Source organism: Nostoc sp. FACHB-892 (genome assembly GCF_014698795.1).
Lineage (GTDB): Bacteria > Cyanobacteriota > Cyanobacteriia > Cyanobacteriales > Nostocaceae > Nostoc.
Window position 1 is genome coordinate 301,919 of sequence record NZ_JACJTR010000005.1, and the last position, 23,047, is coordinate 324,965.

The 23,047-nt window shown below is 41.5% G+C and carries 18 protein-coding genes and 1 pseudogene; 12 read left to right on the top strand and 7 right to left on the bottom strand.

The annotated features are described in order from the left end of the window. Positions 1-451: 451 nt before the first annotated feature. From argJ to H6G96_RS09680, 7 genes are all read right to left on the bottom strand, one after another. Positions 452-1,615 carry a bifunctional glutamate N-acetyltransferase/amino-acid acetyltransferase ArgJ gene (gene argJ / locus H6G96_RS09650; RefSeq protein WP_190911245.1) on the bottom strand — a complete coding sequence of 388 codons (1,164 nt, stop codon included), beginning with the start codon at positions 1,613-1,615 and terminating at the stop codon, positions 452-454. 154 nt (positions 1,616-1,769) lie between these two features. Beyond that, positions 1,770-3,284 carry an ATP-binding protein gene (locus H6G96_RS09655; RefSeq protein ID WP_190911246.1) on the bottom strand — a complete coding sequence of 505 codons (1,515 nt, stop codon included), beginning with the start codon at positions 3,282-3,284 and terminating at the stop codon, positions 1,770-1,772. Positions 3,285-3,302: 18 nt separating this feature from the next. After that, positions 3,303-5,279 (bottom strand): PAS domain S-box protein, encoded by a 1,977-nt coding sequence (locus H6G96_RS09660; RefSeq protein ID WP_190911247.1) that lies wholly within the window; start codon positions 5,277-5,279, stop codon positions 3,303-3,305. A 424-nt stretch (positions 5,280-5,703) separates the two neighbouring features. Next, positions 5,704-5,868 carry a hypothetical protein gene (locus tag H6G96_RS09665; protein WP_190911248.1) on the bottom strand — a complete coding sequence of 55 codons (165 nt, stop codon included), beginning with the start codon at positions 5,866-5,868 and terminating at the stop codon, positions 5,704-5,706. 315 nt (positions 5,869-6,183) lie between these two features. Beyond that, complete coding sequence (locus H6G96_RS09670; RefSeq protein ID WP_190911249.1) at positions 6,184-6,978, bottom strand: peroxiredoxin-like family protein; 795 nt, start codon at positions 6,976-6,978, stop codon at positions 6,184-6,186. Positions 6,979-7,391: 413 nt separating this feature from the next. Next, on the bottom strand, positions 7,392-7,667 hold the full coding sequence (locus H6G96_RS09675; RefSeq protein ID WP_190911250.1) for an HU family DNA-binding protein: 276 nt from the start codon (positions 7,665-7,667) through the stop codon (positions 7,392-7,394). A gap of 476 nt (positions 7,668-8,143) precedes the next feature. Continuing rightward, complete coding sequence (locus H6G96_RS09680) at positions 8,144-8,515, bottom strand: hypothetical protein (RefSeq protein ID WP_190730369.1); 372 nt, start codon at positions 8,513-8,515, stop codon at positions 8,144-8,146. Positions 8,516-8,779: 264 nt separating this feature from the next. Here H6G96_RS09680 and H6G96_RS09685 point away from each other — a divergent pair. From H6G96_RS09685 to H6G96_RS09735, 12 genes and pseudogenes are all read left to right on the top strand, one after another. Then, positions 8,780-9,007: pseudogene (locus H6G96_RS09685) on the top strand (transposase); the annotation flags it as partial. Positions 9,008-9,134: 127 nt separating this feature from the next. Beyond that, positions 9,135-9,257 carry a hypothetical protein gene (locus H6G96_RS42330; RefSeq protein ID WP_277932905.1) on the top strand — a complete coding sequence of 41 codons (123 nt, stop codon included), beginning with the start codon at positions 9,135-9,137 and terminating at the stop codon, positions 9,255-9,257. 479 nt (positions 9,258-9,736) lie between these two features. Beyond that, entirely contained in the window at positions 9,737-10,558 is an 822-nt protein-coding gene (locus H6G96_RS09690) for a DNA-binding response regulator (RefSeq protein ID WP_190911251.1), read from the top strand. A 511-nt stretch (positions 10,559-11,069) separates the two neighbouring features. Further along, positions 11,070-11,264, top strand: a complete 195-nt coding sequence (locus H6G96_RS41225) for a hypothetical protein (protein ID WP_242063217.1) — start codon at positions 11,070-11,072, stop codon at positions 11,262-11,264. 139 nt (positions 11,265-11,403) lie between these two features. Further along, positions 11,404-13,107, top strand: coding sequence for an aromatic amino acid ammonia-lyase (locus H6G96_RS09700; protein WP_190911252.1), 1,704 nt, complete (start codon positions 11,404-11,406; stop codon positions 13,105-13,107). 17 nt (positions 13,108-13,124) lie between these two features. Then, entirely contained in the window at positions 13,125-14,546 is a 1,422-nt protein-coding gene (locus H6G96_RS09705) for a cytochrome P450 (RefSeq protein WP_190911253.1), read from the top strand. A gap of 65 nt (positions 14,547-14,611) precedes the next feature. Then, positions 14,612-16,120 carry a long-chain fatty acid--CoA ligase gene (locus tag H6G96_RS09710; RefSeq protein WP_190911254.1) on the top strand — a complete coding sequence of 503 codons (1,509 nt, stop codon included), beginning with the start codon at positions 14,612-14,614 and terminating at the stop codon, positions 16,118-16,120. Between the two features lie 328 nt (positions 16,121-16,448). After that, positions 16,449-18,269 (top strand): ScyA-related TPP-binding enzyme, encoded by a 1,821-nt coding sequence (locus tag H6G96_RS09715; RefSeq protein WP_190911255.1) that lies wholly within the window; start codon positions 16,449-16,451, stop codon positions 18,267-18,269. Beyond that, entirely contained in the window at positions 18,266-19,387 is a 1,122-nt protein-coding gene (locus H6G96_RS09720) for a 3-oxoacyl-ACP synthase III family protein (RefSeq protein ID WP_190911256.1), read from the top strand. Before H6G96_RS09715 ends, H6G96_RS09720 begins: the two co-directional genes overlap by 4 nt. A gap of 263 nt (positions 19,388-19,650) precedes the next feature. Beyond that, complete coding sequence (locus tag H6G96_RS09725; protein WP_190911257.1) at positions 19,651-20,721, top strand: cupin domain-containing protein; 1,071 nt, start codon at positions 19,651-19,653, stop codon at positions 20,719-20,721. 210 nt (positions 20,722-20,931) lie between these two features. Continuing rightward, positions 20,932-21,837 (top strand): hypothetical protein, encoded by a 906-nt coding sequence (locus H6G96_RS09730; protein ID WP_190911258.1) that lies wholly within the window; start codon positions 20,932-20,934, stop codon positions 21,835-21,837. A 42-nt stretch (positions 21,838-21,879) separates the two neighbouring features. Continuing rightward, positions 21,880-22,875 (top strand): spondin domain-containing protein, encoded by a 996-nt coding sequence (locus tag H6G96_RS09735; RefSeq protein WP_199339466.1) that lies wholly within the window; start codon positions 21,880-21,882, stop codon positions 22,873-22,875. Positions 22,876-23,047 lie beyond the last annotated feature (172 nt).

Genomic DNA, 23,047 nt, shown 5'->3' on the forward strand with positions numbered 1-23,047 from the left:
AATGTAACACAATATAATACATGATAACTACTTGGGTCAACTTTTTTGACAAAGCAGTTAAGTCTTAATGTACTTGCGCCACTTATTCATCTGTAGTTAAGCTCATCCCACCCGGTTGACTGTTAACTGTTAACGGTCAACAGCGTCGGGGTGTCTCTCATCCCATGTTTAAAAAGAGTAGGTTTTCTCGACACCTTTTTATAAAGCGTCAAAAATTTGGGATGGTGCGTTATATCATGTCCGGTTGATTGCTTATTAAACCCGAAGAACCCCACCCCGCCAAAGCTACGCTTTTTCTCCCCTCCCGAAGAGCGGGGAAGAGTTGGGGGTGGGGTGCAATGACTGTGAGAATCGTAACTAATTATGCGGACATGATATTAGCCTACGGCATAACATATGCGACAAAACTGCTGGCGGGGTGGGGTTTTAATGAAGTATCTCTTCTTGTTAATCAAGTTGAATATTTGCCATTAATTTCTATATAACCCTCTGAAAGATCGCAACCCCATACAGTTGCAGAGGCTTTACCAATATTGAGACTAACGTGGATATTTACTTTATCTTTGGACATAATTTGTCGCAACTGTTCCAGATTTTGATTAGTTAAGCTATTAGGATAAACTTTTACATTATCAAAACTAATAACAACTTGTTCTGGATTTATTTGCTGTTCATTTTCGCATTTGCCTATAGCCATAGCAACTCGCCCCCAATTTGGATCTGCTCCATAAACGGCGGTTTTTACTAATGGTGAATTCACAATTGCTTTAGCTACTGTTTTAGCTTGTGCATAATTAATCGCTGAATCTACAGTCACCTGAATAATTTTGGTAGCACCTTCTGCATCTCTAGCAATTTTCAACACCAATTCTTGTGCAACTTCTTGCAATGCACTGCCAAAATCTGCTTCTGAAACTTCACCGGCTAAACCATTAGCTAGAATCACGGCGGAGTCACTGGTAGAAGTGTCAGTGTCTACGCTCAAGCAGTTAAAGGTTTTATCTATAGTAGAGCGAAAAATAGCACGAAGGCTATTTGGAGAAATTGCAGCGTCAGTAAAAAAGAAAGTTAAAAGGGTAGCCATATTAGGCTCAATCATGCCAACACCTTTGGCAATTCCTACTAGCTTGGCATTGCCTATTTGCCGTGTAGCTAATTTTGGTACTGTATCTGTGGTCATAATTCCACGAGCTGCGGCATGAAAATCAGCATCAGTCAAGTTTTTCCCCAATCCTAATAAACCCGCCCGGATTTTTTCAATCGGGTAACGTCTGCCAATTACACCTGTAGAAGCTATGACAATGTTATGTGCAGCAATTCCAGTTTCAGCTGCAACTAATTGCACAACCTCTTGAGCATCAGCGATGCCAACAGAACCATTAGCTACATTTGCATTCTTAGATATAACGACAATTGCTTGTGCTTGTGAATCTTTTAAGTTATTGCGGCTAATAGTAACACTAGGCCCGGCAAAAAGACTTTGAGTGAAGACTCCATCAGCAACACAAGGAACTGATGATTTAATAAATACAAAATCATCAGTTTTATCTCGTATTCCCAAATTAGTAATAAATGCACTAAAACCCTGAGGCGTGGAAGATATAATTGATGACATTTTTTTTGATTTAATAATTTTGATTAATTATCTCATACCATTTGCAAAAATATTTATGGCATATAAATTGCCTGTAGGCTCGTATAGATAGATGTAAGCTTTTAGCAACCTATCTATAACAGAAAATCCATAAAATTTTCATGGAACCTAAAAGCTATAAATCAGTTAATATGACAGTAAATGTCGTCCAGCCGTTACCGCTTTCTACTTGAATGCTTCCTTGCAGTTGTTTGACTAATTTTTCTACTATAGATAAACCTAATCCCGAACCACCTTGGTTCCAGATATCTGCATTGGGGAGGCGATAAAATTTCTCAAATATTCGTGGTAGCTCTGTTACCGGAATTTCTGCTGAATTACTGACAATAATAATAGTTTTTGCGGGTGCTTCCAAGGAATTGTAACGTACGCTTAGGGCAATTTCACCACCCGCAGGTGTGTATTTACAGGCATTATTGAGCAATTCTACTAAGATTCGTTCCAAACTAATACCATCTGAGAACAATGGCAGGAGATTTGAAGGGAGATTCAACTGTAGAGTTTGCTGATGTTCTTGAACACGGATTTGAAATGGCTCAATAACCCAAGGTAACCACTGTTGTAAGAGCAACGCATCAGGTGTAATAACTGGATAAGATGAGCTTTCCAGCCGTTGTAAGTCTAGTAGATCGTTAATTAATTCTAGCTCACGATCGCACTCACCTTCCATCAGTTCTAGATAGCGTTGAGCTTCCTCAGTACCAGGAGATAATTGTATCATTTGAATCATTAACTTTATATTAGTCAGAGGCGATCGCAGTTCATGCGAAACTAAATTCAAAAAGTCATTTTTAAGTTGATTTATCTCCTGCCATTGCACTACAAGTTGCTCTTGTTCAATTTGCTTTTGACGCGCCTCAATCGCTCGTTTTCGCTCAGTTATATCCCGAAAAACTAACACAGCGCCTGTAATATTATCTTGATCATCTTTAATTGGTGCAGCACTGTCATCAATTGGTATTTCTTCACCTTGTTTAGTAATTAGAATAGTTTCTGCTGGAAGACTGACGATAATCCCATCTTGAAGGACTTTTACAATCGGGCTTTCAATAGATTTATGAGTTTCTGCATTAGCAATATTGAATATTTCTGATGAATTTCTGCCACAAGCTTCTTGCTGTTTCCATCCGGTGAGATTTTCAGCGACAGGATTCATAAAGGTTATCAATTCTTGCATATCGCTAGCAATCACACCATCGCTGATACTTTTTAAAAGGGCATCCAACCATTTTTTATTTACTTTTAATTGCCTTTCTAAACCATGTTTAGTCAGGGTTATTTCAATATTTGTTTGTAGTTCTCTTTCTTTAAAAGGTTTGATTAAGTAGGCAAACGGCTCAGTTATCTTAGCTCGTTCCAATGTATTTTCATCTGCATAAGCAGTCAAATAAATTACTGGAATATCTAAACGCTTATAGATTTGTTGAGCAGCTTCGATACCGTCCATTGATCCTTTTAGCCTAATATCCATTAGTACTAAATCAGGGGATATTTCTACTGCTTTATTAATTGCTTCTTCTCCTGAAGAAGCGATAAAAGGAACGGTATAACCGAATTTTATAAGTCGATACTGTAAATCTTTAGCAACAATAGCTTCATCTTCCACAACTAAAATTTTTGCGTTTGCCATCTTGTAGTTATTTTATCTTTAACCTAATGTAAATACCATATGGCACTCTACTCCACTAGCACCTGTTATATGGAGATTTCCTCCAAGTTGATTGGTTAAGGCATCTACTAACTGCCAACCTAAAGAGGCCATATTTTTGAAATTAAAATTTGATGGTAAACCAATTCCATTATCACTAACTACCAGTGTAACCTGATGGTCATGATTTTTTTGAATACCGATATAAATCGTACCATTTATATCTGTTGTAAATGCATATTTTAATGAATTGGATACAAGCTCATGGATAATTAAGCTACACGGAATTGCTGTATCTAAGCCTAGAAACAGTTGCTCATCGATATTTATTGTCAGAGCGATCGCATCTTCATCGACTTCGTATGCACTAAATAAACTGGCTACCAAATCTCGGATATATTCACCAAAATCAATCTTTGCTAAATCTTGTGACTGATACAATTTTTCGTGAACTAGAGCCATTGACGCAATCCGTTGTTGGCTTTGTTTGAATATTACCAAATCGTCTTTATCTTTGATATAAGCAGATTGCAAGCTTAACAGACTAGAAATAACTTGTAAATTATTTTTGACACGATGGTAAATTTCTTTTAATAACACCTCTTTTTCTAAGAGTGATGCTTTGATTTGCTCCTCCCATTGCTTGCGATCGCGCTGCGCGGCTTGCCGTTCGGTAATGTCTTCGACCACAGCAATAAAATACTTTGGCTCTCCACTAGGTTCACGCATTAAAGATACGGTGAGATTAACCCAAACTATGGAGCTATCTTTGCAGAAATAGCGCTTTTCCATTGAGTAAGTTTGAATCTTATCTGCTAAAACCTGGTCAACATATTTCAGGTCGGCGTTAAGATCATCTGGATGAGTAATATCTTGGAAAGTTAGCAACTGTAGTTCTTCGAGTGTGTAACCAACAATATCGCAAAGCCTCTGGTTAACTAACAACCATCTTCCATCTATATCTACATGGGCGATGCCAACAGCAGCTTGATGGAATGCAGCCCGGAATCGCTGTTCGCTTTCCCGCAACGCTTGCTCTATTCGCTGGCGCTCAGTAATTTCTGCTTGTAGTGATTGATTAATTGTTTTTAACTCTGCTGTCCGTTGCTCAACTTTGTTTTCTAGTTGGTAAAGTAGGCTACTTAATGCCTCCTCTACTTGCTTGCGCCCAGTGATGTCAGTATGTGAGCCTGCCATCCGCACTACATTACCGTTTTCATCCCACAGTGCCTGACCTCGATCTAAAATCCATTTATAAGTACGGTCTTTACATATAACTCGATATTCAGCAATGTAAAACGGTGTCTTTTGAGCAAAGTGATCTTGAACTGCTTGTGTCACCCAGTTAAGATCATCAGGATGCACTCGTGTCAGCCTTTCATCTAAATGGTTAGAAATTTCGTGGTCTTCATAACCGAGCATTTCTTTCCAGCGAGCCGAGAAGAAAACTTCATTGGTTTTAACATTCCAGTCCCAAATTCCATCATTATTGCCGCGCAAAGCTAATTGCCAGCGTTGCTCGCTTTCCCTCAACACCTCCTCAGTCCGTATACGTTCTGTAATTTCCTTTGCTAGTTGAGAATTTGCAGTCTCTAGTTGGGCAGGACTCGGTAGAGCCAGTGCCTGGGGTATTAATGGCACAAGTTCTATAGCTGTCAATACGGAGACGAAAGCGGTGATAGCTTTAATTAACCCTGATAGCCAATAGGTAGGGTACCAAAGCGTCCACACATCCATTAAATGGGTTGTGCCACAAGCAATGATGAATGTGCCAAACATCAGGAACATCCAGCCGAAAGGTATATCTCGCCGTTTACGGACAAAATAAACCAACATCACTGGAATTGAATAATAAGCAAGTCCAATTAATACATCTGAAACTAGGTGCAACCAAACCAATTCTGGTTTCCAGAGGTAGCAATGTCCGTGGGGAATAAACTGGCTAGTAGAGAAAAAATTATTTAAAAATTCCATCATAAAAACCTATACACTGCACAAGTCTCACCAAAGTCTAAAGTGTAATAAAGCAAGAGGCTTTAAGTTTAAGCACCTTTAGTAGAAATACAGACGTTTATAGTGTGGCTTCTCATACTCTTCATGAGAACACGTTCGGCGTTTGTCAGAGCTTTCTTGTACTAGCGTTAGGCTAGTACAGAATAAAAGTTTAGGCTTCTACATTCTATATCTGTCACCCTTTCTGAGCTTTTTAACCTGATAAGGTAAAGTTTATTGAAATTAAAGTACCGCGATCGCTTTGGTTTTTGTTACCGTAGATTCTCTGAAATGAACTCTTTATATATAAATACCTTTACGAAATCACAGTAATATTTCGCTTATATAATATAATTAATACTTAGATTGTAAGTATATTTTCCCGTTAAGAGGTTATTTGAAAAGTATTTTACTGCCCATCGCCAAGTTCCATCAGCGCCTTGCCAGCTTTAAAAAAGGCTCTCTCCGCTTTGCCTTTCAGGTGCAGGCAGTAACCCGGATTTTTCACCAAATTTATGAAACCCAAGTCTAGAGGCTGTAGGGGCGGGTTCACAAATAAATATGCTTCAATCATTCACGAATATCTCGTGAACCCGCCCCTACCATTTTGTGAGAAATGCGGGAGTAAGCGTAGCCCCTTCAATGCAGACATACATCCATTCTGTGTTTTTCGTATAATCTAAGCTTTGGGATGTTTCCGGTTTGGGTACAAATCCTCACTATATTTCAATACGCTTGGGTTAAACATCTCTTTCTTCTCTCTGCGCCTCGGCGGTAGCCTGGGGTAAGCCGCTTTTAAAAAATTGGCTTTGGTAACAGGGTTTTAGCCTTAACTGAGCTGTATTGCATTATATTTGATTCTCAACTCTTTAATTCTAATGACAATGAATTACTTGTATAAAAAAGATAAGGGATTGCTCATATTTTCCGCAAAACCAAGAACACCACGATCGCGATGTTCATAAATTAATTTTCCTTGAGAATCAAATAGAAAAGTCCCTCCCCGTTGTGTCAAATAAGATGAATCTGGTACATAAGTATTCCAATTGCTCAAAACTTCAGTCATGTTTCTCAGGCGCAGGGTTGCTAGTTCAAAAGGACGCTGAAAACCTTTTCCTCCAGCAGCGTTGAAAAATGAACCTTTCATTGGTGGTAAAGGTGTACCCGTCACAACTTCCTCATCAGCAATTAACTGAGGAGCATTATAATCACCTTTATAACCCCGAAAAACTTCCTTCAGAGTTCCGGGACTACCAATCCCAGCACACATTAGCATTAAATTCAGCCAAGCTTTTTGTGACGTTGATAGCGTTGGGAATTGTATAGATAAACCACGATAAAGCTCTAAAAAAGCGTGAATTTCAGCTATTGTATCCACAAACAGCCATTCTTGAGGAAATCCTGTATATTCACAAAACTTGACACCAGAATTGCGGTTTCCAATTCCAATAGCGCGAATTGTGATTCCTCTTGCTTGAATCTTTTCTTTTTCTTTTCGCAGCCACCAAGCGTATTCTAAATTATCAAAATCTCCCAACTGCGACCAAATAAGTACGAGCAACTTTGAACTATTCGAGCAACCATCTAAAACGGGTTTAATCTCTCCATCACTTACTCGCAAGCGTTGAGTTTGACTCAAAATCGAGTAAATATCTGGAGAATTGGAGCGTGTTTGGGTATTCATTTAGGTTATAGCAACAGTCTTCAGATAAGATTTGAGATGGATTCGGACAATAAGGGACTTTCAACTAAAAAAATATCCCATCCCTGCGGGACGCTACGCGTAGCTTGCTTTCCCAGAGGGGTACGCATTTAGGGCAGGGGAGCAGGGGGAAAAACAGTAGTGTTGAGTTCAGAAATTTGGATAATTTATTTTTTGGAGTCCCTAACCCTGATGTACTAATGCTCGTCCTTGCTCTGACAAGAAGGGCTGTAGGGCGAACACTAACTTTGCAACCATTGAATTGGTACTAGTACCGCAAGGCGGAAGTCAAAAGTCAAAAGTCAAAATAAATGCAGCATAGGCGTTTCGTTGATTTGGAATGGGTTGTATATTTCCGCCGCGCTGTACTAGTAAAGTAAATGCATCACTAGTGTTTAAGGTGCTACTTTTTCCCGAAACTGTTTACCAGCAGAAAATGCAGGTACTTTGGTAGCTGGAATCGTGATTGTCTCATTGGTTTTGGGATTACGTCCTTCACGTTGAGAGCGTTCGCGTCGCTCGAATGAGCCAAACCCTATAAGTGTTACCTTCTCACCATTAGCTACAGCTTCGGTAACAACTGACAAAAAAGCACTAATAACTTCATCGGCTTGCTTTTTTGTAATGTTGATCTTTGCTGCTACAGCATCTACTAATTCACCTTTGTTCATAAATTTCCTCTAAGCATTGCAAGTAAAGGAAATGTAGCATTAATAACTATTATCAGGAAAGGGGGAAAAGGAATAAGAATCAAACAATACATGAAAATTAACAATGCCCGACTAATATTGCATTCTTGCCCCGTCCCAGATTTTCTTTGATTAGTAACCCATCACCAGTAGCCAGGGTAAACAATGGTTTATGGAGGTTTTTATTATCTGGGCAATCGCGTAGTTATGATTAGAAAATTTTATATTTACGCAATGTCGCACAATTTTTAGGATAATAAAAATTGTGCGACATTGCATTGTATTACAGACGAGTAGAATTGTTGCGATCGCTATACGGGATCATTATGCAAAGTTTAGGCATGAGTTGTTTTTCGTCAACAAACGACCTTTGCTTTGATCTTGGTCAGATCAACATTTAATGATCGCCTGTTGACACAAATGAGAGAATATATCACGCTTGAGTGCAAACGATATTCTTATTTTTGTTTGCAGCTTGCGGTAGGTTCTACATTGTAGAAAGTCCCTGGCTTGGGATTAATTGAACGCAACTCTTGGATAAAAGCATTAAATTTTGTATTGCTTATGCCGAAGCCAGCTTCAGCACAAGCAGATAAACCCCCTTCGATGGGAATAGGAGATCCCACCCTGGGACTAAATACAATGAATTTATCGACAGTGCCAGTGGCGACCCCAAACCCGATAACCTGGCGAATTGTTCGCAAAGCAGCATTATCTAAGGAACCACCAATACTGCCAATACTGATATTAACCGCACGACTCTCAGCAAACGCCGGCGCACTAATCGACAATACTGCCCCGACAATAATCAAAGAGGTGAACTTCTTCATTTTCCCTTCCTTCAAAAAATTGAAAAACTAATACAGAGTTTCTGACATGGATGAGGTACATTAGAAACTTTACCATGTAAGAATTTCAGATATCTTGTTGTACCTCAGTCGACTCAAAACCTATGTAGGTAAAAAAGCGTAGACTAACTCTTTATTATACGGAAAATTTCTATTTTAAGAGGTTGTTTGAAAAGTTCCCTGTTGAGTAAAAAAAGCTCTCAGGGCATAAGCTGTAGATACGTATATACAGCACCATTGAGAGCGATGAGTAAAGCATACTCTAGTAACCTGACCCAAAGTCAATTCGAGTTAATTGAACCCCTGATCCCTGTGGCTAAATCTGGTGGTCGTCCACGAGAAGTAGAAATCTGGGCAGTGCTAAACGCCATTTTTTATGTACTGGTTCAAGGCTGCAAGTGGCGAGACCTACCTGAGAATTTCCCGGCATGGCAGACGGTGTACACATATTTCCGTAATTGGCGTATTGATGGCAGAGTGGTAGTGGCATATTTACCACTACCTCAAGATTACCTGAAGCCAGAGGGGCTTTTGGAGTATGAGAAATTCCGCATACAGGATACTTATGGAATGAGCCTTACCCCGGAACTGGTTGAAAAAAATGATGGGGGAAGCTGATACGGAAGATTGCCGCGCTGGAGGCGATATTGGCAACGCCTGGGGAAATGATTACTGCGTTTGCCCTGGCTTGGCACAGACTCTGATTTTTCAAGAGTACCCTTAAGGGTACTAGATGTGACAATACAACTTTCATAAAGTGGAAAAAACATCGTCAATCTAATTGTAAATGAATGTAAATTTTAATCTTAGCTTTGCATAAAACCGGAAAAATAAAACTGAGTAATACTTAAATATAAAACTTACACATTGACAAAAGCAATTAAATATGGGTATGCACTTTCAAGCATTCAAGCTTGATTTTTTCACTATTAGCCAGCGATCGCTGCCGACTTACTTACGCCATACAAAAATATTAGACACAATCCGGAATGGTGCAATTTGATTTTGTAGCTAGATATATCGTTACAAAAGTCAGATCGAGCCGATTAATCCTCAATGGTTTTTACTATTTTTACTCTTAAGAACAATCGTTTGGATAAACCTCTAGTTTAAAAGAGAAATGGATTTCAATACTTCTCTGGTATTCTACTTCCTACTTTGCTCATTTTCAAACATCTAGTCACAAAATATTAGGAAAAGATAATGACAAAGATTTTGGTTATTGATACGGAAAATCAAGCCCGTAATATGTTTTTAAAATGTTTGGAGGAAGAAGGATTCGATGTGATAGGTGCAGAAAATGGCCTTGTCGGTATTGAGCGGGCACAAGAGCACTTACCCGATTTAATAATCAGCGATATTCTAATGCCAAAACTTAATGGTTATGGTGTCTTAAGAGCGCTGCGGCAAAACCCTATCACAGCGATGATCTTGTTGATTTTTGTCACAACCAAAGTGACTCAGGCTGACATTCGCAAAGGCATGGAACTCGGAGCTGATGACTATCTCACTAAGCCCTGTAGACCAGAGGAATTACTGAGAGCGATAATATCTCGTCTGGAAAGACAAGCCTCGCTCCAAAAGTGGTATGCTGCACAGTTCCAGCCACTTTTAAAATCACCCGAAATTGAGATTACGAAACCGAATACACCTCAATTGATTTTTCCGTCTGACCCCCAGTTGAAAAAAGTATTTTATTTCATTGAGGCTAATTATAACCAACAGATTAGTCTCAATGACATAGCCCTGGCAGTAGGTTATTCTCCTAGTTACCTTTCTAAACTAGTACGACATAAAACTGGACAAACTATACAAAGTTGGATTATTCAGCGCCGAATGGCAGCAGCACGTTCCTTACTTGTAGGAACTTCAGAAAGAGTGGAACAGATTGCTACATTGGTGGGGTATCAACATCCAGTTCATTTTTTTCGCCAGTTTCGCCAATATCACGGGGCAACTCCCCTAGCTTGGAGAAAGGCAAAGGCGCATTGCAGCTTTATTAAATACGATATTCACCAAAGCTAAGACAATAATTGTTAGTTTTTTTAACGTAATTAGTTATTGTTTTTAATTCTGAAATATTTTAAAGTATGAAAAGAGAAAGATAGTTTGCCTTCTGGTTTTATCTTTGATTAAAGCTCTCTAACTGATTCTTCTGTTTTTTGAATTAAGCCTAATTTACGCATTAGTAATTATGAACAAGTTTTAGTGATCAATATGCATAAAAATCCAAACTCATTTCAAATGTACCAGAGAAATATGCATATCATACAGATGATATAACTAACATAGTGTCAAGCCTACCACTAATCATTATTTTCCCGATTTAGGAAAAATTTTAATTCATGATTGCCGTTATGAAATTTGACAGCCCATTAACAGAAATTGAGCGTCATCTAAGTACATTTTGGCAGCAGGCAATCCCAATGTGATTTTGTGAGAACGGGGAATTCGCACCTTCACTCTATAGTATACAAGTACTACCATTGATATGTCTGCAATCTTAGTACTATGATTGCTCATTTACTTGCCCATCATGTTTAATTTCAGCCATGCCACTGACTTTTTAGAATTCGTACCAATGATGCTAATGGTAGCGATCGCATCTGCTACAGATTCTTTAATGATTAAAGTTTACCCAAAACCACCCAAAACCCTCTCAGATGGGACTGGGCCTCTCACACTGAAAAGACTTGAGCAATTATTAATGCAGGAAATGGCTGTTTTATGACAATTCTTTGGTCGTTGGACTCAAAACTATAACACCACTGCAACGCCAAAGTTGGCTCCAATTCCCTCCACTGCACACACTTGAACAAGTGAATCATGAACGTGTCAATAACTACAAAAAAGGACAAGTAAACTACAAGATGAACACAGCATCCCTACGCCAAAATACAACCTCTGTTTCTTCATCATCCCTGTTTGGTAATTTAGACAAAACCGTAGTTGTGGGCAACCGCAACTTGACAATAAACGAAGTTGTTAGTGTAGCACGTCATGGTACTCTAGTACGCTTAAACGATCATCCTGATGTGTTGCAGGGTGTGCAAGCATCCTGTGACTACATTCATAATGCAGTTGAATCGGGAGATCCAATTTACGGTGTCACTAGTGGCTTTGGTGGCATGGCAAACGTCGTAATCCCCCGTGAATGTGCCGCCCTGCTGCAAAATAATCTGATGTGGTATCACAAGGTAGGAGCAGGAAAAAGATTACCGTTGGCTGATGTGCGTGCTGCCATGCTCTTACGTGCCAACTCCCACTTGCATGGTGCATCTGGCATCCGTTTAGAACTCATCCAACGCATGGAAACGTTTTTAAATGCTGGTGTCACTCCTCATGTATATGAATTTGGCTCAATCGGTGCCAGTGGCGATTTAACGCCTTTAGCCTATATTTCTGGAGCATTGATTGGTCTAGCTCCAAGCTATACCGTTGACTTTAACGGCCAAGAAATGGACGCGCCAACTGCGTTAAAGAAGCTGGGTTTAGAGCCATTGCAACTACTTCCAAAAGAAGGGTTAGCAATGATGAATGGCACTTCAGTTATGACAGGTATTGCAGCTAACTGCCTACATGACACCAAAATTCTCTTAGCACTGGCTATGGGTTCACACGCCCTAGCTATCCAAGGTTTGAGAGGTACTAATCAATCATTCCACCCATTTATTCATAAGCTCAAACCTCATTCAGGTCAAAAATGGGCTGCTGCTCAAATGCTCGACCTGCTTGCTGGCTCACGCTTAATCCGCGATGAGTTAGATGGTTCTCATGACTATCGCGGTGAAAACCCCATTCAAGACCGTTATTCGCTGCGCTGTTTGGCACAGTATATGGGGCCGATTGTTGATGGTGTAGAGCAGATTCAAAAACAAATTGAAGTAGAACTTAATGCTGTCACAGACAACCCACTTATCGATGTAGCAAACCAAGCCAGTTATCATGGTGGCAATTTCTTAGGACAGTACATTGGTGTAGGAATGGATCAGCTACGTTACTACATAGGGTTATTAGCGAAACACTTGGATGTACAAATAGCTTACTTAGTAGCACCGGAATTTAACAATGGACTGCCACCATCTTTAGTAGGTAACCAACAACGCAACGTCAACATGGGATTGAAAGGATTGCAAATCACTGGAAACTCAATTATGCCCTTGTTGACCTTCTATGGCAATTCCATAACTGACAGATTTCCTACTCACGCTGAACAATATAACCAAAATATCAACAGCCAAGGTTTTGCGTCTGCCAACTTAGCGCGTGTAAGCGTGGAAATCTTTCAACAATATATGGCGATCGCTCTGATGTTTGGGGTGCAAGCCGTTGATTTACGTACTTACCTGGTTGCTAACCATTATGATGCCCGTGTTACCCTGTCACCCGCAACTAAAAATCTCTATACGGCGGTGCGCGATGTAGTCGGACAAAAACCTTCACCTGAACGCCCTTACATTTGGAACGACCATGAACAACCCCTAGATGAACACATCGCCTTGATCGCAGAGGATATCGCAAATGGAGGACAGATTGTCCAAGCCCTGAAAGAGACTTTATTTAGCTTAGACTGAGGTTGGACAAAAACAAGATGCTAAAACAGAATATTTCGGCAGACGATGCCTCCGGGCAAGCTGCTTCTCTACGAGAGCCTAAAACTCCTCCTGGCCCGCATGGTTATCCAATCATCGGCAACCTTCCACAAATGCTGAGAAATCCACTTCAGTTCCTAAGTAACGCTGTACGTCAATATGGTGATGTTGTCCATCTGGGAGCGATGGGTTCTCAACAGCTTTACTTAGTGGCTCATCCAGATCATTTGAAATACATTCTGCAAGAAAACAGTCGCAACTACATCAAAGGTCAAAACTTCCAAGCAATCAAGCTGGTGATTGGCGATGGTTTAGCAGTCAAAGAAGGTGAATCCTGGCGGCGCGAACGGCATCTTATGCAGCCAACTTTTCACCGCCAGAAAGTCAGCACACTGGTCAACCTAATGACCAAAAACATCGCTCAGATGCTAGAGAATTGGCGCAACATTGGCTTAGATAAACCGCTCGACATCTTTGCAGAGATGATGCAATTAGCGCAGACAATCCTTCTGGAGAGTTTGTTAAGCATCGATTCTAATGACGAAATTGATCCACTCAATCAAGCCTGGGACACGGCATATGAATACCTTAGTAGCCAACTCTGGGCAGTAATCAAGTTGCCTTTGTGGGTACCCACGCCCAAAAACCGCAGATTTCAACAATCGATGCAAACCTTGAATGCTGCTATCTATCGGATCATTCGGGAACGTCGAGAAGGCAGCAAATCTCCGCATGATCTGCTCTCAATGTTGATGGATGCTTATGACCAAGAATCTGGTCAGGGAATGAGCGATAAGCAACTGCGCGACGAAATTATGACAATCTTCACCGGTGGATTTGAAACTTCAGCTGCCGTTCTTGCGTGGACTTGGTATTTGCTCTCTCAAAACCCAAGCGTAGAATATCAATTGCAAGAGGAAATTAGCCGTGTTTTAGACGGGCGTACCCCAACCTTGGAGGATTTACCAAGCTTAAAATATACCAGGATGATTATCGAAGAATCGATGCGGCTTTATCCGGGTGCTTGGGTCTTCACTCGCACTAATCTAGAGTCTGACCAAATAGGCGACTATCACATCCCAGCTCGCTCCTTGATCATGGTCAGCCCGTATGTGACGCAACGTCTACCAACCTTCTGGGAAAACCCCGAAGAATTCAACCCGGAACGTTTTACACGGGAACAAGTTGCTCAACGCCCACGCTATGCCTACTTCCCATTTGGGGGCGGGCCACGCCAATGTATTGGCGAGATATTTGCGATGACCGAAATGCAGTTGGTTGTAGCCATGATAGCCCAAAAATACCGTCTACATTCAGTACCAGGGCATCCTGTTGAAGAGGAACCAATGTTTACATTGCGACCTCGCCACGGAATTTTGATGACCTTAGAATCGCAAGTGAGTCTTGTTGATGCTTGCTAACTTAAACCACAAAAGACTTTGTTTAATTTGCTTTCGTCTGCTGCTTGAAGTGAGTATTTTCAGTGATGAACATTGCACAACATATACAGAGGGGTCAACTGTTATTTCCTGACAAAATCGCTCTGATTTTTGAAGATAACTATTTTACTTACCAACAGCTTAACCAACTAGCCAATCGCGTGGCTAACGGATTACGGGGATTAGGAATTCAAAAAGGCGATCGCGTTGCCTTATTTCTACCGAATATTCCAGAATTTGTCTTCTGCTACTTAGGAATTCAGAAAATTGGGGCTGTAGCTGTCTCAGTTAATGTCATGCTCAAGAGTGATGAAGTTAAATTTATCCTCAATGATTGCAGTGCTAATACACTTATTACAACAGAGGAACTCAGTAAAAATGTACCAGATTGGGACTTATCCCAACTTGAACATATTTTGATTGCAGACGGTCGATCAAAAAAAGGAATTAATTTAGAGCAACTGATGGCAAGTGCTGCACCCAACGCTTGTGCTGTCGAAATGGAACGCGACGAACCGGCTGCAATTGTCTACACATCCGGTACAACAGGATTTCCTAAAGGCGCTACACTTTCTCACGGCAATATCATTTCAAATATGTATTCCAAGAATCGTTGTTGTGGAATGCACTCTGATGACCGACTATTGCTTTATCTGCCGCTATTCCATTGCTTTGGCCAAAATGCAATTCTCAACGCCGGATTAAACGCCTGTGCAACCATTGTTTTACAACGCCGTTTCGAGCCAGAGAAAGTACTTAAAACTATTGCTAATCAAGGCATCACGATGTTTTTTGGTGTACCAACAGTTTTCATAAAACTACTGAAAATGGATACGTCTGGTTACAACCTTAAAAGTGTGCGTTATTATTTTACTGCCGCCGCACCGATGTCACCCGAAGTCGTCCAACAGTGGCAGGAAAGGCATGGTTGCGTCATTCATGAAGGGTATGGTCTCACTGAAACATCTCCTTTTGCCTGCTACAACCACGACTTGAAATACAAAGTTGGCTCAATTGGTGCCCCCATTGAAAATGTCGAAATGAAAATTATCAATTTTGATGGTAAGGAGGTACAAGCAGGAGAATTGGGTGAGATCATTGTTCGAGGCCCGAATGTCATGCTCGGTTATTGGAACCGTCCGATTGAAACTGCCCAAGTTCTCAAAAATGGCTGGTTTCATACTGGTGACATTGGCATGATGGATGAGGATGGCTATTTTTATCTTGTTGATCGCTTAAAAGACATGATTAATGTTTCTGGCTTCAAAGTATATCCTGCAGAAGTTGAGAACGTTCTCTATGCACATCCAGCGATCGCTGAATGTGCTGTCTATGGTGCTCCCGATCCAGTAAAAGGTGAGATAGTCAAAGCTAAGATTCTCTTAAAAGCAGGTTTTGCCATAACACAAGAGGATATAATTGCCTTCTGCTTTGAGAAGATGGCGAGTTACAAAATTCCAAGCGCGATTAAATTTATTGATTCCCTACCCAAGAATGCAATGGGTAAAGTACTCAAACGAATTTTACGTGAAGAAGAACTTTCAGTTGCATCTTAGAAAGCTGCATAAATGATGTCCTAATCAATGTTAAATATATCAAGGACAGATTTAGCAAACAAATTCTACATATTACTGAAAGTATGGTCGCAAAACCCACCTCTACAAATTTGTAAAGAACTGAAGCTCTCTTCTAAAAGTCTCCAGATACTAAGTGGCAAGTGAATGGTGGTTCGACTGTCAAAGACTTTGAAGAAATTGTGCAAACGGTTTTGTAATCCCAAAATAAGTGGTCAACTATCTATGGTCTAAGTTTGATTTTCAAGACAATCTGGATAGTTTGAAATTAGATTGGTGATTACTAAATGACTTATATTTGAGGCTAACTATGGATTCTAAATCCTTTACTGCTGCTGATCTCGAACGTTCATCTAAATCTTCCATCTTTCCACCATTTTCACCTTTTGGAGATGGACAGACAAATACTCACTTAGACATACCAATTCTCAACAGTGAGCAATCTGCGCCACTCTCTGTTGCTGAAGCTGTAGTCAAGATGCTGCAAAGACTGGGAGTGCGTCATGCTTTTGGTATCTCTGGCGGAGCGATCGCCTCACTCTGGGCTAGTCTAGAACATAGCGCCATTGATGTACTTCACTTCCGTCATGAAGCTGGAGCCGGTTTTGCAGCCATTGAGTCATACTTTGTTAATAACCACCCTGTTGTTGTATTTACTACAACAGGACCAGGAATTACCAACGCATTAACTGCACTGTTTGCAGCCCGTTGGGAAGGTGCAAAGGTGATTTTCTTATCAGCTGCTACCTCAGCACCGCAGCGTGGACGCTGGGCTTTTCAGGAAACCAGCACCTACACAATGCCCAACGAATTGTTTTGTACATCCGGTTCGCTATTTCATTACGCTACTACCATCGAGTCTGATGATGAACTGCCAGAGGTTGCTCGCAGACTTGCTCTTGGGTTGACAAGACCAGGTGGGTTTGTGGCTCATTTGAGTATCCCTACAACCACTCAGTCAAGTTTACTCAAAACACCATTACCTCACGCGAATTTCTCACAAGCTCTCACGAGTCCTGAAGAAAGTGCGATCGCTAAAGCTGTACAATTACTTTCTGAAGCGCCCTTTGCCATTTGGGTAGGCTTTGGTGCTAGAGGTGCAGCAACAGAAATCCGCCAACTCGCCGAGAGAACTGGAGCAGCAGTGATGTCTTCGCCACGCGGCAAAGGTATCTTTCCAGAAAATCATCCTCAATATATCGGTGTGACAGGCTTTGGAGGTCATGCCTCAATTTTGCAATACATGGAAGAGCAACGTCCTGGGCGGATACTGGTTTTGGGAACCCGATTGGGTGAATTTACCTCTTTCTGGAATCCGGCGATGATACCCTCACGAGGGTTCGTGCATATAGACATCGATCCAGAAGTACCCGGAACCGCTTACCCATCTGTGGAGACTTTCTTCGTTCAGTCTGATGTGCAAGTCTTCGTTAAATCCCTACTAGAATATTTTCCCGATCGTGCTAGTCAGTGTCCTGTACTGCCTCATCCTGATCGTGCAATAACTAGTCCCCGCCCCAAAAGCCCGGTGCGCCCCGATGTGCTAATGGATGCAATTCAACGGGTGTTTGTCGAAGACAGCGATGCAGTGGTATTGACCGAAGCAGGTAACTCATTTGCTTGGGGAACTCATACCCTGCGATTTACTGAACCAGGTCGTTACCGAGTCAGTACGGGTTTTGGTTCAATGGGACATGCTGCCACCGGTGTCGTGGGTGCCGCCCTAGCCCTAAATGGTAAAGCTGTCGCCATTGTTGGAGATGGTGCAATGCTGATGAACAACGAAATTAACACCGCCGTTAAGTATCAGATTCCTGCCGTCTGGATTGTCTTGAATGACGCACACTACAATATGTGCACTCAAGGTATGTCATTGTTGGGATTCAACGGCGTAGACACGCAGATGCCATCAGCAGATTTTGTAGCAATTGCCCGTGCAATGGGAGCTGACGGTATCTGCGTCGAAGAAGAGACTGAACTCCAAACTGCACTAGAAAAAGCGCTGGCCTCAAAAGTGCCGTTTGTGGTCGATGTAATTATCGACCCAAATCAGACTGCACCTTTTGGGAATCGAATTCAAAGTTTGATTAAACAAGGAGCTAAAGAAATAAAAGGAGATTTGTCATCATGAATCAGGCAGTAGGAATTCGCTCACTTACAGTTACCTTTCCCAGCGTTTTACGTACAAACGACTATTGGAGAAATCATTATCCAGAATTAGTGACTCAAGCCGAGCAAAAAACGTTAGCAAAACTATTTTCTGCTACTGCACCAACTACCAAAAGCTACGAGTTCGATCTCGAAATGGCACCATATTTGTCAGATCCTTTCCGTGGTGCCGTTGAGCGGCGAGTACTAGCACCAAATGAATCCTCTATAACATTAGAGAAGCGAGTGGCATTTGATGCGATCGCTGCTGCACAAATGTCACCTGATGATGTCGATTTGATGATTGTTACCTCACTGTTCCCTGAACGCATTGCACCAGGCAACGCTGCTTTCCTTGTTGGCGAAATGGGCTTGCGTTGCCCCGCTTGGAATCTTGAGTCAACTTGCTCTAGTGCTTTAGTTGCTCTCCAGACTGCCACTTCACTGGTGCAAACAGGAGCATACCGCAATGTGTTGGTGGTTATTTCTTGCATTTACTCTCGTTTTGTAGACGAGGATGATACCTTATCTTGGTTTATGGGTGACGGTGCAGGAGCTTTTATGGTCGGTGCGCTCAAACCAAATCAAGGAGTTTTGGCAAGCAAAATCATTCATACTGCTGCCACCTGCGGAGCCTTCTTTAACGAACTGACAACAGATACCGAAGGCAATCCCCGGATGCGTATTCAGAATGGGAAAAACGCTAGCCAACAGATCCGTGGCACAGGTGTCGAGTTTGTTCGTACATGTAGTGAAGCTGCTGTTGCAGCAGCTGGTATAACTATTGATGAGGTCAAATTCTTTGCTTTCAACACACCCACTGCCTGGTATGCAAATTTGTGTACACAAGCACTAGGGATTGATCCGGAGCGCACAATCAATCTTTATCCGCAGTATGCAAATATTGGGCCGGTACTTCCAATTGTCAATATGTACTATGGCGCACATTTGGGGAAAGTTCAAGAAAATGATCTGATTCTTGTCTATACAATTGGTTCAGCATCTACTGCTGCTGCAACGGTAATGCGTTGGGGCGATGTTAAATTAGGACCTCTCCCAGCACCACCTCTCCCAGCACCACCTCTCTTGGCCACAGCGTAAAACTTTTTGTTACTCTAAGCCGGAAGAAATGCTGAAACTATCCATTCGATTAGTAATACATAATCTCAAATATGCTTCCGTGCTGGTGCGTAGCGCCCACAACCTTGAGGCAATCACATGATTCATATTTTGCTTCAGCAACGCCACAAAACGTTTTGCTTGCCAAACTACGCAGAATATGTTGCTGTAAAGACGAAACCACAAGAGAGTTTTGATACCGACGAGTACTCTGTTAAAGAATTTAGTTAAAGGGATATTAGCTGATGATTGCTACCAAGTATAAGTTATCAACGCTGATCGCTGGAGCCGTAGTTTCGACTTTTTGTTTAGCAGTGGAAGTTACATATGCACATCCAGGACACTCGCCTTTTTCGCCCCATGATATTACACCACTTTCAAAAACAGCAGGTCAGGATGTCTTAGTAGTACCGCCAGATGCACCTGGCCGTCCAATTTACTCAGTATTTACAGGTACAAGTACCTTTTTAGCAACTGGAGAAGATACTGGCGGACAGTTTTCGTTCTTTGATTTGACTGTGAGACCGAATGGTGGTGGACCTCCACCACACACACATAGTAATCTAGATGAGGCATTTTACACGCTGACAGAGCTTCAGTTTTTGTTAGGCAATGAAACTAAGGTGGTAGAACCTGGTACCTTTCTCTACATCCCTAAAGGCAGACGACACCAATTTTTGAACACTGCTACAACAACTGGGAGATTACTAACGTTTACTTTTCCTTCTGGCTTTGAGGGTTTTTTTGCGGAAGAGGGTAGGCCAATAATAGACATTTCTAATCCACCCCCTCCCCGTACAGACTTCACAGAAATTGCACCAATAGCTGACAAGTACGATACAAAACTCGCTTTGGGTGCTGAAGGAGACACTACAGGACTAAGGGATTTCCTCTTAGTACCACCGGATGCACCAAATCGTCTGTCGTTTGCTAAGGCAGGTAGTTTGTTTACTTCTTTAGCAACTGAAGAAGAAACTGATGGAAATTTCTCACTCTTTGATGTTGCATTAACACCGGAAACTGGTTCTTTAGAGATGAATGTAAACTCTGATGCAACTCAGGCTTTCTACGTCCTAGATGGAGATGTAACATTCCAAATTGGCGATCAAACTACGGTAGGAACTCCAGGAACCTTTGTCTACCTTCCTCAAGGAACACCTTATGCTTTGCAAAATCGGGGAACTAGCCAAGCTAGAACGCTGTTGCTAAGTAAGACAGCCTCTGTTCCAGAGCCTGCTTCTACAGTAAGTCTATTGATTTTGGGTGTTTGCGGTACGGTTTCTATACTCAAACACAAACAAAAGCAGCAAACCTAGTGATGAGTAAACATTCTAAATCAATTCATATAACCTCAAAACATTATCGATACAAAAGATTGAGTGTTGAGAAAGTCTTTATCTTTTTGTGTAAGCGATCGCACAATAGTTTACTACAGTCATGGGCTGGCGATCGCAACTTTAAGTATTTCCCTGTCTGAAGGCAGCTAATTGCAACTCATTTCTCAACGATTATTAATTAGGAAATATATGAACACAGCAAATTTGTTACTTGCTGCCGTAAGCGCACTATTAACTACCGTAGGAATCGCAAGTCAAGCAGATGCAACTCAGTACTTAGGAAATCCACAACCCTTAGGCGAAGGCTTTGTTCGCTCTTTTGTCACACTTGATGACCAAGGACATCCCTCAGAAATTGGTGCTATACTCACCCAAGGAAGCTTGTCACTACCTATCAGTAAGGATACATCTGATATTGTCATCCCACTTTCTTTGACATCTGAGGCATCAACAACGGCATTTGATTCTCTTTTATTGAAGTATCGCACTCATAGTGTTCCAGGAATTCCAGAAGCTCTTGGTGTTCCCCGAATCACACTTGATGCTTTTTTACTCACCCCTCAAGAAATAGCTTTAATCTGCCCAAATGCTGGTATAAATAGTTCAGAACCTGTTTGTACTGGTGATGAATTGGCACAAGCACTAAAGCCACCAAAGCCAGAATTTATTCCTCAAGGGATGCAGCCAACTGGATTTGTCGAGCCAGGCTTCGGAGAGCGCTATTTTGATCCTGAGGCAGCATTGCCTATCTTTACAGGACAGCAGCCATTTAACACGCTTTATGACTATGCTTTCTTCGATGGTCAAATTAGTTTGACATCCTTTGGAGCTACAAAAGCTTTCCTTGAGACGCAATCAAGTATTACCAAACCTATTAAAGTACCTATCTCCTATCCTAAGACTGGGTATTATCCAACCCAATATAGCGTCAGCTTTGATCCGACTAGCCAAGAATACAAACTATCGCTGAGTGGATTGACCTTTCGCTCCGTCCCCGAACCCTCTTTTACATGGGGACTATTAGGACTTGTTACTTGGGGTGCAGTTTTCCTGCAAAAAAACAAACTGAAACAACAAAAATTAGTTCAGCAATAACATTGGAAAACTCTACCTATTTACCAACAGAAGAAGAATATTATGGCAAATCAACAAATTTTCAAAAGTCTTCGAGGAACCATTACAGCTACAGCGATCGCAGTTAGCTCAATGATGACAATAGCATCAACTGCAACAGCCGCCACATTACAGGTTAGCGTTGAGAATCTGGGGCCAAACGGTGGCTCTCTAGTGACTCCAATCTGGGTTGCTTTTCAAGATGGTAGCTTCGATACTTTCGATGTAGGTGTTCCCGCCTCATCAGGAATTGAGTATATGGCTGAAGATGGTGTTTCAGGTATTGATAGCAAAATTTTTGGTGAGTCAGATTTCCTAAACAATGTACTGTATGGAGCCATACCTCAAAAATCGACTATTGGCGGTTTGTTTGCTGAAAGTTCAGCAGCCAAAAACGGTGGTACTCAAGATATAGTCTTTCCTAACCCCGCCGATTGGTTATACAATGCTCCAGTAATTTTCCCCGGTGGGGTTGCCACAAAAACCATTGAGTTGAATGGCGATACCGCCAACCATCGCTACTTTAGCTACGCCTCATACGTCTTCCCTAGCAATGATGCTTTCATCAGTAACGAGAAACCAATTGAAATCTTTGATGCTAACGGTAAATTCATCGGGGCTGACCTGATCATTCTGGGAAATCAGGTCTGGGATGCTGGTACTGAGGTAAACGACGAGAACCGAGCTAACGTCGGATTCCCATCTGAGACAGGAGTTGATTTTAACGTACTTGGCAGAGGCATTCCCGAAAATGGAACAGTCCAACCCCACCCAGGCTTCAAAAACCTTGGTGCAGGCGGCTTCTTTGATTATACTCTTGGCGGAAATCAACTTTTTGCCAATGCAGATTTTAAAGCTTCAGGTTACCAAGTAGCGCGGATTAAAATCACAGAAGTAACCAAGTCTGTACCAGAGCCATCTACAACTGGAGCGATCGCTTTTGCTGGACTTTTAATATTGCTTCCTCAAGTTCGTCGGAGCATGAGACGCAATCCTCACCTAAATTTATCTCATTCGTAAAATTTTCGTTGATTGGTATTTCTGTAGGGGTGGGTTTTATAACAGACCTCTGATTCGTTGCAGGCTTTTTCATTAAACCTGCCCCTATATCAACGGAAAATCGGCGAATTGAAGGTTAAATTTTAAAATGCAAAGTTGTGCTAAGTCCATTAGAGACTGAATATCCCATTTA

What these genes read in the sequence shown, in the direction of transcription:
- H6G96_RS09660 (WP_190911247.1), bottom strand. Translation starts at nt 5,279, where the DNA reads ATGATGGAATTTTTAAATAATTTTTTCTCTACTAGCCAGTTTATTCCC.
- H6G96_RS09730 (WP_190911258.1), top strand. Translation starts at nt 20,932, where the DNA reads ATGAACACAGCAAATTTGTTACTTGCTGCCGTAAGCGCACTATTAACT.
- H6G96_RS09710 (WP_190911254.1), top strand. Translation starts at nt 14,612, where the DNA reads ATGAACATTGCACAACATATACAGAGGGGTCAACTGTTATTTCCTGAC.
- H6G96_RS09735 (WP_199339466.1), top strand. Translation starts at nt 21,880, where the DNA reads ATGGCAAATCAACAAATTTTCAAAAGTCTTCGAGGAACCATTACAGCT.
- H6G96_RS09665 (WP_190911248.1), bottom strand. Translation starts at nt 5,868, where the DNA reads ATGATTGAAGCATATTTATTTGTGAACCCGCCCCTACAGCCTCTAGAC.
- argJ (WP_190911245.1), bottom strand. Translation starts at nt 1,615, where the DNA reads ATGTCATCAATTATATCTTCCACGCCTCAGGGTTTTAGTGCATTTATT.
- H6G96_RS09670 (WP_190911249.1), bottom strand. Translation starts at nt 6,978, where the DNA reads ATGAATACCCAAACACGCTCCAATTCTCCAGATATTTACTCGATTTTG.
- H6G96_RS09655 (WP_190911246.1), bottom strand. Translation starts at nt 3,284, where the DNA reads ATGGCAAACGCAAAAATTTTAGTTGTGGAAGATGAAGCTATTGTTGCT.
- H6G96_RS09725 (WP_190911257.1), top strand. Translation starts at nt 19,651, where the DNA reads ATGATTGCTACCAAGTATAAGTTATCAACGCTGATCGCTGGAGCCGTA.
- H6G96_RS09680 (WP_190730369.1), bottom strand. Translation starts at nt 8,515, where the DNA reads ATGAAGAAGTTCACCTCTTTGATTATTGTCGGGGCAGTATTGTCGATT.
- H6G96_RS09675 (WP_190911250.1), bottom strand. Translation starts at nt 7,667, where the DNA reads ATGAACAAAGGTGAATTAGTAGATGCTGTAGCAGCAAAGATCAACATT.
- H6G96_RS09705 (WP_190911253.1), top strand. Translation starts at nt 13,125, where the DNA reads ATGCTAAAACAGAATATTTCGGCAGACGATGCCTCCGGGCAAGCTGCT.
- H6G96_RS41225 (WP_242063217.1), top strand. Translation starts at nt 11,070, where the DNA reads ATGTTTAATTTCAGCCATGCCACTGACTTTTTAGAATTCGTACCAATG.
- H6G96_RS09715 (WP_190911255.1), top strand. Translation starts at nt 16,449, where the DNA reads ATGGATTCTAAATCCTTTACTGCTGCTGATCTCGAACGTTCATCTAAA.
- H6G96_RS42330 (WP_277932905.1), top strand. Translation starts at nt 9,135, where the DNA reads ATGATGGGGGAAGCTGATACGGAAGATTGCCGCGCTGGAGGCGATATT.
- H6G96_RS09690 (WP_190911251.1), top strand. Translation starts at nt 9,737, where the DNA reads ATGACAAAGATTTTGGTTATTGATACGGAAAATCAAGCCCGTAATATG.
- H6G96_RS09720 (WP_190911256.1), top strand. Translation starts at nt 18,266, where the DNA reads ATGAATCAGGCAGTAGGAATTCGCTCACTTACAGTTACCTTTCCCAGC.
- H6G96_RS09700 (WP_190911252.1), top strand. Translation starts at nt 11,404, where the DNA reads ATGAACACAGCATCCCTACGCCAAAATACAACCTCTGTTTCTTCATCA.